Here is an 11270-nt window from a genome sequence, read left to right on the forward strand (position 1 = left end):
TATTCGGTTGATCTACAGGTAGGTTCATCGACGCTGCACCCGGTGTGCACGACGTTGGGCGCGGTTGCCGGGGATTCCGTCGCCGTCACGAGCGGCCTCGAAACGGCTGTACGCATCGACGATGTCGGAGACGAGGCGGTGTCGCACGACGTCGCTGCTGTCGAGTCGCGCGATGTGGATGTCGTCGATCCCCTCGAGGATCTCGGTCGCGGCCGCGAGACCCGAGCGGGCACCGCCCGGCAGGTCGATCTGGGTGATATCGCCCGTCACAACGATCTTGGAGCCGAAGCCCAGGCGTGTGAGGAACATCTTCATCTGCTCGGCGGTGGTGTTCTGCGCCTCGTCGAGGATGATGAAAGCGTCGTTGAGGGTGCGGCCTCGCATATAGGCCAGCGGTGCGACCTCGATGACCCCGGCCTGCATGAGCTTCGGGATGGCTTCGGGATCCATCATGTCGTGCAGCGCGTCGTGCAGGGGGCGCAGGTAGGGGTCGATCTTCTCGTGCAGGGTGCCCGGCAGGAAGCCGAGACGCTCGCCGGCCTCGACGGCGGGACGGGTGAGGATGATGCGGTTGACCTGCTTGGTCTGCAGCGCCTGCACAGCCTTCGCCATGGCGAGATAGGTCTTGCCGGTACCCGCCGGTCCGACACCGAAGACGATGGTGTGGGCGTCGATGGCGTCGACGTACCGCTTCTGGTTCAGCGTCTTCGGCCGGATCGTCTTCCCGCGCCGGGACAGGATGTCGAGGCTGAGCACGTCGGCCGGCGACTCGGAAAGACCCTGAGTGAGCATCCCGACGGTGCGCCGAACAGCGTCGGGGCCGAGCGGCTGTCCGCGGCGAACGATGGTGACGAGTTCGGCGAGGGCCCGTTCGGCGAGGGCGACATCGGCGGGCGCACCGGTCAGCGTGACCGTGTTGCCACGTACGTGGATGTCCGCCGCGAGCAGGGTCTCGAGGGCGATCAGATTCTCGTCTGCGGCTCCGAGCAGGGGCGCTGCGACCTCCGAAGGGAGATCGAGGCTCGACCTGACCGTTGTCGGTTCGAGTTCTGTGGGCTCGTTGGGTCGGTCTGGTTCACTCACGTGGACGGTGTGTCCTGCTTTCGGGTCGGCTCCTGCACGACGGACGTCGTGTTCGTGCCAGTCTAGCGCCGGGCGAGCCGCCTCCTCCCGCAACAGCGCATTTCACCGGGGTCCGCCACCGTCGTCGTCCGGAGCGGCGTCCTCGAGCCACTGCCGGGCCGCGGCAAGGATCTCGGGCGCCCGGTCGGGTGACACCCCGGCGAGCACGAGGTTGCCCAGGACGATGGTGTCGCCCGAATCGTCGACCAGGCCCATATTGGCCTGCTCGAGAGTGGCCATCGTGAGTCCTTCCATCATTCCGACGAGGACCGCCGCCGGGAGGTAACCGGAGAACTGACCCTGCGCGCGGCCACGTTCGACGAGACCCAGGACACGCGAGCGCACAGGCGCGATGAGGTCGGCGATGCGCTGTTCTCCCATTTCCCTGCGTGCGAACGACAGCAAGACCCGGTAGCGGTCGCCGATCGGCCAGGTCCGCAGCGCCTCGACCGCCAGCCCGACCGCGGCATCCTCCGGCTCGGGATGGTCGAGGGCGCGGGCGAGCGCGGAGGCGGCGTCGTCGGCGATTCCCTCGACGAGAGCCTCCCGGTTGGGGAAGTGCGCGTACACCGTGCGACGGACGACTCCTGCGGCTCGTGCGACGTCGTCCATGCTCGAGTCGGGGTCGGAGGCGAAACACACCATCGCCGCGTCGAGTATCCGCACGCGGTTCGCATTGAATCGGGTTCGCGGCCGGGTGACCGGGTTCTCCACGTTCTTCGTCCTCTCCCGCGAGTGTGATCTGTGTTTCATTTTAGTTGCACGCAGATGTGCAGCTGCGTAGCTTGCACAGCGCCGTGTAAACGGAGCCGGGCCCTGGCCCGTCCCGCGTCCCGAGGAGACCCGATGACCACCGCCACTCGAGCAAACGGGACCGCAGCGACGGAACCCTACCGGCTCCGCCGGCCCGCACTCGCCGTGCTGTGCCTGAGTCTCCTCATCGTGGTGATGGCGAACACCTCCCTGATCGTCGCGGCACCCGGCATGTTGCGCGACCTGCAGCTCACCAGCGCCGACATGCAGTGGATCATCGACGGTTACACCGTCCCCTACGCCGCACTCATGCTGTTGTTCGGGGTGCTCGGTGACCGGTACGGGCGACGGAGGGCACTGCTGGGCGGATTGGCGACGTTCGCCGCCGGCGCGGTGTACGGATCACTGGCCGACAACGCCGGCGACGTCGTTCTTGCCCGAATCGTGATGGGTGTGGGCGCCGCCGTCATCATGCCTGCGACCCTGTCGCTGCTCGTCGCCATGTTCCCCGCGCACGAACGTGCCCGCGCGATCGCGGCGTGGGCGGCTACATCGGGTCTCGCGATCGCCCTCGGCCCACTGCTCGCCGGATGGCTTCTCGAATCGCACTCGTGGGGCTCGACCTTCCTCATCAACGTACCGATCGCAGCGTTGGCTGCGATCGCAGCGCTGATCCTCGTGCCCGCATCCAAGGCGGAGGATCTCACCCGCACCGACTGGGTCGGCGGCGCACTGTCGGTGGTCGCGCTCGGCGGAACCGTCTTCGCGATCATCGAGGGGTTCCATTTCGGTTGGAGCACCGGCGTGATCGTGACCTCGGTCGGTTCGATGATCGCCGCAGCGCTCTTCGTGGTGTGGGAGCTGCGCCATCCCCGGCCCCTGCTCGATCTGCGCCGGGTCGCGGACCGAGCCGTCGGTGGCGCATGTGTGGCCGTACTGCTGCTGTTCCTCGTCGCATTCGGTGCCATCTATTTCGTCGCACAACAGTTCCAGTTCGTGCTCGGCTACGGACCCCTCGAGACCGGCCTGCGCCTGCTTCCCCTCGCGGCGACCGTCTCGCTCGGTGCTGCGCTGAGCGGCAGACTCGCGCCCCTTCTCGGCGCGCGGATCCTCGTCGCTGCCGGCATGATCGCCGCCGCAGCAGGCGTTTTCGTCCTCACCGCGCCAGAGGCAACCTCCGGCTACTCGACGTTCCTGGTCTCTCTGCTGCTCGTGGGACTGGGCATCGGGCTGGCCACGCCTCCGTCCACCGACCTGATCATGGGCGGCTTCCCCGAGTCGGATCTCGGTGCTGCGGGTGGATTGAACGACACCGCAGTGGAATTCGGTGGATCGTTGGGCATCGCAGTGCTGGGGTCGGTGCTGGCGACCACCTATCATCGCGAGATCTCCGGTTTTCTCGGCGACCTACCCTCGGCCGCTCTGACGGGTCCGATGGCCGATCAGGCCGCGATGGCGATCGAGGCGGCAGGCGACTCGGTGGGCGGCGCCGCGATCGTCGCAGAAGAACTCGCAGCGAACCCGTTCGCCGCGTCGTACGCACAGCCACTGCTCGACGCCTCGTCCGCAGCGTTCGCACAAGCGATCTCGTCTGCGAGTCTCGTCGCCGGCATCGTTCTGCTGGTGGGTGCCGCGGCGGTTACCGCGCTACTCCCCCGCAGGCTCCACACACCGTCCCGCAGCGAGGCCGAGATCGCCCGCTGACCGCGCCGTGAGCAGCTCGAGCGAGCGCTCCCATCCCCGGGTTCTGCGATCCAGGAATGCGACATGGTCCTCACCCTCGAACAACTCCAGCGACACGGGGTCGCCGGTCGCCGAGGCCGCGTCGGAGTAGCGGCGCGCGACGCTCACCGGCACCTGCTCGTCCGCCGTTCCGTGCAACACAGCGACCGGCACGGCGATCGGGAGCCGGTGGGTGGGTGAAGCCGCCCGATAACGTTCGGGCATATCGTCGAAGGATGCACCGAAGAGCGCCTCGAACTGCTGCACCCGGCGGCCACGCTCACCGGCAGTGACGAGGTCGAGTGCCCCGGCCTGCGAGACCACGAATTCCGGTCGCACCGAGGTGTTCTCCCCTGCCAGCCACACGGCCAGCTGGCCTCCCGCCGAGTGGCCGACGAGCCGGACACGTCGGGGATCGATCTCGATACCGGCGTGCTGCGCGTGCGGTGCGACCAGGGTGAAGATCGCCTCGAACGCAGCGAGCACGTCGGCGGACATCTCGTCCCACGCGCCACCGGCCTCGAGGCGCCGGTACTCGATGTTCCAGGCCACCACGCCGCGACGCGCGAGTTCGACGGCGATCGGGGTGCCGAGATTGAGGTGATAGCGGCCGTGCCACGAACCGCCGTGGATCACCATCACCACGGGCGCAGGCGCCGTGACCGTGTCGGCTGCGGGCAGATAGAGGTGGCCGAACTGCGCAGGTTCCGGACCGTAGTCGAGTCGGGTACGGGACATCGGCGACCTCAGTGCAGCGGACGTGCGCGCCAGCGGTCGGTGAGCACACCGATCGCTCCGAGGGCTACGGCCGCGGCGGTGGAGGTGCGCAGCACGGTGGGCCCGAGACCGACCGCCACCGCTCCCGCGTCGACGAGTGCCTGCACCTCCGCGTCGTCGAGGCCCCCTTCCGGCCCGACGATCAGGGTCAGCGCATCGGCCTCGCGAACGGGCAGGGCGGCGAAGAAGGTGGTCGCGGACTCGTGGAGCACCGCGACGACATCACCGCGCGCCACGGCCTCTCGGACACCTGCGACGACCTCGGCTGTGCGGTGCAGGCCCGCCACCGTCGGCACGTACGCGCGGCGGGACTGCTTCGCCGCCGCGATCGCGACCGCCTGCCACTTGGCAACACCCTTGTCCGCCTTGGCATCCCACCGTGCGACACAGCGCGCCGCCTGCCACGGAACGAACTCGTCCGCTCCGGCCTCGGTAGCCAGTTCGACGGCGAGTTCGGACCGGTCGGACTTCGGCAGCGCCTGCACGACCGTCACCCGTGGACGCGGCGGGTCCACCATGCGGCGCACCAGGACGAGAGCTTCGAGCCGATCCTTCGCCACTGCCGTGACCTCGACGTCGGCGACCTCGCCGGCGCCGTCGGACAGCACGAGCCGTTCACCGACGGCGATGCGGCGCACCGTTGCGGCGTGCCGGCCCTCCTTGCCGTCGAGCACGGCCGTCTGCCCCTCGGCGGGCAACGGGTCGAGATAGAACAGTGTCGCGGCCACCTGACGGACCTAGCGGGCGCTGAACGCGTCGCGCAGGCGCGAGAACAGGCCACCGGAGTTCTGCGAGCCGGTGGTCACGACCTCGACACCTTCACGGTCGCTGTGCTTGCGAAGATCCTCGAGCAACTTGGTCTGCTTGTGATCGAGCCGGGTCGGCACCACGACCTCGAGGTGAGCGTGCAGGTCGCCACGCGTCCCCGAACGCAACTTCGGCATGCCGTGACCGCGCAGGACCGCGACCGAACCGGGCTGCGTGCCGGCATCCACCGTGATCTCGGTGGGGCCGTCGAGGATCGTGTCGACGGTGACGCTGGTGCCGAGCGCCGCGTCGACCATGGGCACGCGGATCGTGCAGTGCAGGTCGTCACCGTCGCGCACGAAGACCTCGTGCTGCTGTTCGATCACCTCGACGTAGAGATCGCCTGCGGGGCCGCCGCCCGGCCCGACCTCACCCTGGGCCGCGAGGCGGATACGCATCCCGTTGCCGACACCGGCCGGCACCTTGACCGTGATCTCACGACGTGCGCGCACACGACCGTCACCGCCGCACTTCCGGCAGGGATCCGGGATCGTCTCGCCGACACCCCGGCAGGTCGGGCAGGGACGCGAAGTCATGACCTGGCCGAGGAACGAACGCTGCACCGACTGCACCTCGCCGGCGCCGCCGCAGGTCTCGCAGCGCACGGGCTTCGAGTCGCCGTGCGTGCCCGAACCGGTACACGCATCGCACAGGATCGCGGTGTCCACTGTGACCGTCTTGGTGACGCCGCGGGCGCATTCCTCGAGCGTCAGGCGGGTGCGGAGCAACGAGTCGGCCCCGGGCTGGACGCGGCCGCGGGGACCGCGGGAACCTCCGGCGCCGCCTCCGAAGAAGGCCTCGAAGACGTCGCCGAGACCGCCACCGAAACCGGCACCGCCGAAGCCACCCGCACCGCCTCCACCGGGCTCGAGCGGATCACCACCGAGATCGACGATCCGGCGCTTCTCCGGATCCGACAGCACCTCGTAGGCAGCGGAGATCTCCTGGAAGCGCTTCTGGGCCGCTTCGTCCGGGTTCACGTCGGGATGGTGCTCGCGCGCCAGCTTGCGGTACGCCCGTTTGATCTCCTGGTCGGTAGCGTTCTTGGACACGCCGAGCGTCCCGTAGTAGTCCCGTGCCACGTTAAGTTCTCGTCCTTACTTCGTTCTACACAGAAAATGGACGGTGCTCAGCGTTCGCCGAGCACCTCACCGATATATCTCGCAACGGTGGCAACCGAGGCGATGGTTCCCGGATAGTCCATCCGGGTGGGGCCGAGCACCCCCAGGCCACCGAAGACCGTACCCGCGGCACCGTAGCCGGTCGACACGACGGAGGTGGTGCGCATCTCCTCGAACTGGGTCTCCTCACCGATGCGGACGGTGACCCGGCCGGCGTCCTGGCTGGAAGCGAGCAATTTGAGCACCACCACCTGCTCCTCGAGCGCTTCGAGGACCGTACGCAACGATCCCGGCACGGTGCCGTAGCCGTCGAAGTCCGCGGCGTTGCGGGTGAGATTGGCGGTGCCCCCGAGCACGAGACGTTCCTCCGGATGCTCGACGAGGGTTTCCACCAGGACTGTGGTGCACCGGATGAGCGCATCGCGCAGATCCTCCGGCGCGTTGTCGGCCAGTTCGGTGACCGCGACGGATGCGGCGGCAAGACGCTTGCCGCCCAGCGCTCCGCCCAGCAGTTCACGCAACCGCGACAGGCCGTCCTCGTCGATCACGTCGCCGAGTTCGACGATGCGCTGGTCCACACGACCCGAATCCGTGATGAGTACGAGCAACAGTCGCGCCGGCGTCAGCGCCACCACCTCGAGATGTCGCACGGACGACGCCGACAGCGTCGGATACTGCACGACCGCCACCTGACGGGTGAGTTGTGCGAGCAGTCGCACGGCGCGTCGCAGGACATCGTCGAGGTCGACGCCGGACTCGAGGAACTGCAGGATCGCACGACGCTCGGCCGCCGAGAGCGGTTTGACCTCCGCAATCCTGTCCACGAATTGGCGGTATCCCTTGTCGGTGGGCACGCGGCCGGAACTCGTGTGGGTCTGTGTGATGTATCCCTCGGCCTCGAGAACAGCCATGTCGTTGCGAACCGTGGCGCTGGATACGCCGAGATTGTGCCGGTCGACGAGAGTCTTGGAACCGATCGGCTCCTTGGTGGAGACATAATCCGCCACGATGGCGCGCAAGACCTGAAATCTCCGCTCCTCGGTACTCGACAACCCGCCACCTCCGTTTCCGCTGCCTGCAGGACTGCACTGTTCGAGGCCGTACCCTGCCAGTCTAATCGTGTGACGACCGCGCAGGCGCCGGGCACACACGCGAGTTCGGGCACACGCGCGAGGCATTGCCCACACCGCACGCGACGTCGGCGCCACGTTCGCCGTAATCTGGTCACATGATCTTCAAGGGGGTCCGGGACGGCAAGCCGTATCCCGATCACGGGCTGTCTCTGCGCGACTGGTCGAAGATTCCGCCCCGGCAGGTGCGTCTCGACGAAATCGTCACGACGACGAAGGTTCTCGAACTCGACCGCCTGTTGTCGGAGGACTCGACCTTCTACGGCGATCTGTTCCCGCACGCCGTCCAGTGGCAGGGCGTGCTGTACCTCGAGGACGGACTCCACCGGGCGGTTCAATCCGCCCTCCGGAACCGGCCGGTGATGCACGTGCGCGTGTTCGAATACGACGCGCTCATCCCGTCGGGCGGTACGTCGTCCGCCCGCCGTACCGACGGTCCCGACGATTCGTCGCTGCCGGATCTGCCCTGAACCGCGATTCGACTAGCGGTCGGCTCCGAGCAGGATGGTGCGCACGACCGCGTCGGCGAGCAACCGACCCCGGTCGGTCAGCACGAGATGCTCGTCGCGCAGCACCCCCAGTCCGTCGGCGACGACCGTTCGTGCGGCCTCACGTTCGCCGTCGTCGAGCACCGACAGCGGCAGGCCCGTCCGCAGCCGGACGGTGAGCATCACAAGTTCGGTGTGCCGGTCCGCAGTGGTGAGATGTTCGCTTCCCGCCACGGGGAGCGCACCGTCCGCGAGAGTCGCGGCGTAACGGGCGGGGTGCTTGACGTTCCACCAGCGGACCCCACCGACGTGACTGTGCGCACCCGGCCCGGCGCCCCACCAGTCGCCGCCGTCCCAGTAGCCGAGGTTGTGGGCGCAGCGGGCCCCAGGATCGTCCACCTTCGCCCAGTTGGAGACCTCGTACCAGGTCAGCCCGGCCGCGGTGAGCCGCGCATCGATCCGTTCGTAACGCGCGGCGAGCACATCGTCGTCCGGGCTGGGCAGCTCGCCGCGCCGGACGCGGCGTGCGAGCGCCGTGCCGTCCTCGACGATGAGCGCGTACGCCGAGACGTGGTCGACGCCCGCCTCGAGTGCGGCGTCGAGAGAGGCCTCGAGATCGGCATCGCGCTCACCCGGTGTGCCGTAGATCAGGTCGAGGTTGACGTGGTCGAATCCGGCTGCGCGTGCTTCCTTCGCCGCCGCGACCGGCCGCCCCGGCGTGTGAGTGCGGTCGAGTACCGCGAGCACATGCGGCGCCGCGGACTGCATCCCCAGCGACACGCGGGTGTATCCGGCCTCCCGGATCGCCGCGAAGAACTGTGGCGAGGTCGACTCGGGATTCGATTCGGTGGTTACCTCGGCTCCCGGCGCGATACCGAACGAGTCGCCGATCGCGTCGAGCACCTGCGCGAGACCGTCCGCGCCGAGCAGGGAGGGAGTGCCGCCGCCGACGAATACGGTCTCTGCTGCGGGCGTTCCCCGGTCGGCTCCGGTCAGCAACCGGGCCCCGGCGTCGAGTTCACGACGCAGTCCCTCGAGCCACGACTGCGGGGATGCGGCACTGCCGAGTTCTCCCGCCGTGTAGGTGTTGAAATCGCAGTAGCCGCAGCGAGTCGCGCAGAAGGGCACGTGGACGTACACGCCGAACGGACGCGTCCCCACCCCGGCGAGCGCCGCAGCCGGCAGTTCGAGACCGGCCGGACGACCTGCGATACCGATTTCCGTGCCGCTGCGTCGATCGATCTCCATGGTGTTCACGACCTCCAGTGTTCCAGAGACCCGACGGGCGCCTCGCGGCGCGAGGCGCCTACCTCGACATTTCCCGGATTTCGGGTGGAAATGCCGGCCAGAATTCGGAATCGCCCCGGTGACGTGGCACAATGGCGGCATGACAGGACAGGGAGTGCGACTCGTGGCGCGACGCCACGTCGACCTCAAGCGTGTCTGCGCGTCCTGTTGTCTGCCTTGCGCCGCTTGTCTGTGCGCCGACTGTCTCTAGTCGGCACTCCCCCGGCACATCCCAGATCCCGCCGGGTCGAAGCATGCGTGCACGAGGCTCAGCCCCCTCCTGCGCTCGTCGATCCGGTTCCAGCGAACATCAGGAGACCCTGTATGTCGTCGACCACCGACGTCACGCCCGCCGACGAGTCTGCCCAGCCTGCACGCCGTGCCGCGCGACCGGCCAAGCGTCGCGCAGAAGGACAGTGGGCACTCGGCTACCGCGAGCCGCTCAACGCCAACGAGCAGACGAAGAAGGACGACAATCCGCTCAACGTCCGTCAGCGTATCGAGAACATCTACGCGCAGACCGGATTCGACGGAATCGACAAGAGCGACCTGCGCGGCCGGTTCCGCTGGTGGGGTCTGTACACCCAGCGCGAGCAGGGTTACGACGGCACCTACACCGGTGACGAGAACATCGATCTGCTCGAGGCCAAGTACTTCATGATGCGGGTGCGCTGCGATGCCGGCGCCCTGAACCTCGCCCAGCTGCGGACGATCGCCGGTATCTCCACCGAGTTCGGCCGCGACACCGCCGACCTGTCGGACCGCGAGAACGTCCAGTACCACTGGATCGAGGTCGAGAACGTCCCCGAGATCTGGCGACGTCTCGAATCGGTGGGCTTGAAGACGACCGAGGCCTGCGGCGACTGCCCGCGCGTCGTGCTCGGTTCACCGCTGGCCGGGGAGTCCCTCGACGAGATCATCGACGGCACACCGGCGATCGACGAGATCGTACGCCGCTACATCGGCGACCCGCAGTACTCGAACCTGCCGCGCAAGTTCAAGACGGCGATCTCCGGACAGCAGGACGTGGTGCACGAGATCAACGATGTCGCCTTCGTCGGCGTCGAGCATCCCGAACACGGTCCGGGTTTCGATCTGTGGGTCGGCGGCGGTCTGTCCACCAATCCGATGCTCGCGCAACGGGTCGGGGCGTGGGTGCCCCTCGACGAGGTGCCCGATGTCTGGGAGGCAGTGGTCGCCATCTTCCGCGACTACGGTTACCGCCGGCTGCGGTCCAAGGCTCGGCTGAAGTTCCTCGTCAAGGACTGGGGTATCGAGAAGTTCCGTGAGGTGCTCGAGACCGAATACCTGAAGCGTCCGCTCATCGACGGTCCGGCCCCGGCCGCTCCCGAGCGCCCGATCGACCACGTCGGCGTCCAGAAACTGCGCAACGGCCTCAACGCCGTCGGTGTCGCGCCGATCGCGGGTCGCGTCTCGGGCACGATCCTCTCTGCGGTCGCCGACGCCGCCGAACGTGCGGGTTCGGACCGGATCCGGTTCACCCCGTACCAGAAGCTGATCGTGCTCGACGTGGCCGACGACAAGGTCGAGCAGCTCGTCGCCGAGCTCGAGGCACTGGGGCTTCCGGCCTCGCCGTCGCCCTGGCGGAAGAACCTCATGGCCTGCACCGGAATCGAGTTCTGCAAGCTGTCGTTCGTCGAGACGCGCAAGCGTTCGCAGGCTCTCGTTCCCGAACTCGAGGAGCGGCTGGCCGACATCAACGCGCAGCTCGATGTCCCGGTCACGATCAACATCAACGGTTGCCCGAACTCGTGCGCGCGTTCCCAGATCGCCGACATCGGTTTCAAGGGTCAGCTCGTCGACGACGGAGAGGGCAACCAGGTCGAGGGCTTCCAGGTGCACCTCGGTGGCGCACTGGGCTTCGACGCGAAGTTCGGGCGCAAGCTGCGCCAGCACAAGGTGACCAGCGCCGAGCTCGGCGACTACATCGAGCGGGTGGTGCGCAACTTCGTCAAGGGGCGCACCGAGGGTGAGCGCTTCGGCGAATGGGTCGTCCGGGCCGAGGAGGTCGACCTGCGATGACGGGCACTGCTGCATCGGTC

Annotated in this window: 10 protein-coding genes; 3 read left to right on the forward strand and 7 right to left on the reverse strand. The window is 68.0% G+C overall.

Annotated elements, in window-relative coordinates; all coding sequences use genetic code 11:
* Positions 1-24: 24 nt before the first annotated feature.
* Together ABZ789_RS15515 and ABZ789_RS15520 are read right to left on the reverse strand one after the other, a co-directional pair.
* Positions 25-1083 (reverse strand): PhoH family protein, encoded by a 1059-nt coding sequence (locus tag ABZ789_RS15515; protein ID WP_358425128.1) that lies wholly within the window; start codon positions 1081-1083, stop codon positions 25-27.
* A 102-nt stretch (positions 1084-1185) separates the two neighbouring features.
* Positions 1186-1836 carry a TetR/AcrR family transcriptional regulator gene (locus ABZ789_RS15520; RefSeq protein WP_358425130.1) on the reverse strand — a complete coding sequence of 217 codons (651 nt, stop codon included), beginning with the start codon at positions 1834-1836 and terminating at the stop codon, positions 1186-1188.
* 132 nt (positions 1837-1968) lie between these two features.
* Between ABZ789_RS15520 and ABZ789_RS15525 the strand changes: the two genes are divergently transcribed.
* Positions 1969-3579, forward strand: coding sequence for an MFS transporter (locus ABZ789_RS15525; protein WP_358425132.1), 1611 nt, complete (start codon positions 1969-1971; stop codon positions 3577-3579).
* Here ABZ789_RS15525 and ABZ789_RS15530 read toward each other — a convergent pair.
* Genes ABZ789_RS15530 through hrcA form a run of 4 tightly spaced genes read right to left on the reverse strand, consistent with a single transcriptional unit; the run spans position 3523 to position 7354 of the window.
* Positions 3523-4335, reverse strand: coding sequence for a prolyl oligopeptidase family serine peptidase (locus ABZ789_RS15530; RefSeq protein ID WP_358425134.1), 813 nt, complete (start codon positions 4333-4335; stop codon positions 3523-3525). The two genes, ABZ789_RS15525 and ABZ789_RS15530, sit on opposite strands and share 57 nt — an antisense overlap.
* Positions 4336-4343: 8 nt before the next feature.
* A complete protein-coding gene (locus tag ABZ789_RS15535) occupies positions 4344-5102 on the reverse strand; it encodes a 16S rRNA (uracil(1498)-N(3))-methyltransferase (protein WP_358425136.1) in 759 nt (252 codons plus the stop codon).
* A gap of 9 nt (positions 5103-5111) precedes the next feature.
* The gene (gene dnaJ, locus ABZ789_RS15540; protein WP_358425138.1) at positions 5112-6263 is read right to left on the reverse strand and encodes a molecular chaperone DnaJ; all 1152 of its coding nucleotides are present in this window, start codon (positions 6261-6263) and stop codon (positions 5112-5114) included.
* A gap of 47 nt (positions 6264-6310) precedes the next feature.
* On the reverse strand, positions 6311-7354 hold the full coding sequence (gene hrcA / locus ABZ789_RS15545; protein ID WP_358425140.1) for a heat-inducible transcriptional repressor HrcA: 1044 nt from the start codon (positions 7352-7354) through the stop codon (positions 6311-6313).
* Between the two features lie 176 nt (positions 7355-7530).
* Between hrcA and ABZ789_RS15550 the strand changes: the two genes are divergently transcribed.
* Positions 7531-7902 carry a type II toxin-antitoxin system VapB family antitoxin gene (locus ABZ789_RS15550; RefSeq protein ID WP_358425141.1) on the forward strand — a complete coding sequence of 124 codons (372 nt, stop codon included), beginning with the start codon at positions 7531-7533 and terminating at the stop codon, positions 7900-7902.
* Positions 7903-7914: 12 nt separating this feature from the next.
* Here ABZ789_RS15550 and hemW read toward each other — a convergent pair whose 3' ends face one another.
* On the reverse strand, positions 7915-9168 hold the full coding sequence (hemW, locus tag ABZ789_RS15555) for a radical SAM family heme chaperone HemW (protein ID WP_358425236.1): 1254 nt from the start codon (positions 9166-9168) through the stop codon (positions 7915-7917).
* 363 nt (positions 9169-9531) lie between these two features.
* Between hemW and ABZ789_RS15560 the strand changes: the two genes are divergently transcribed.
* Positions 9532-11250, forward strand: a complete 1719-nt coding sequence (locus ABZ789_RS15560; RefSeq protein ID WP_358425143.1) for a nitrite/sulfite reductase — start codon at positions 9532-9534, stop codon at positions 11248-11250.
* The last annotated feature ends 20 nt before the right edge of the window (positions 11251-11270 follow it).

Source organism: Rhodococcus sp. NPDC047139 (genome assembly GCF_040643435.1).
Taxonomy (GTDB): Bacteria; Actinomycetota; Actinomycetes; order Mycobacteriales; family Mycobacteriaceae; genus Rhodococcus.

What these genes read in the sequence shown, in the direction of transcription:
- ABZ789_RS15525 (WP_358425132.1), top strand. Translation starts at nt 1,969, where the DNA reads ATGACCACCGCCACTCGAGCAAACGGGACCGCAGCGACGGAACCCTAC.
- ABZ789_RS15560 (WP_358425143.1), top strand. Translation starts at nt 9,532, where the DNA reads ATGTCGTCGACCACCGACGTCACGCCCGCCGACGAGTCTGCCCAGCCT.
- ABZ789_RS15530 (WP_358425134.1), bottom strand. Translation starts at nt 4,335, where the DNA reads ATGTCCCGTACCCGACTCGACTACGGTCCGGAACCTGCGCAGTTCGGC.
- hemW (WP_358425236.1), bottom strand. Translation starts at nt 9,168, where the DNA reads ATGGAGATCGATCGACGCAGCGGCACGGAAATCGGTATCGCAGGTCGT.
- ABZ789_RS15550 (WP_358425141.1), top strand. Translation starts at nt 7,531, where the DNA reads ATGATCTTCAAGGGGGTCCGGGACGGCAAGCCGTATCCCGATCACGGG.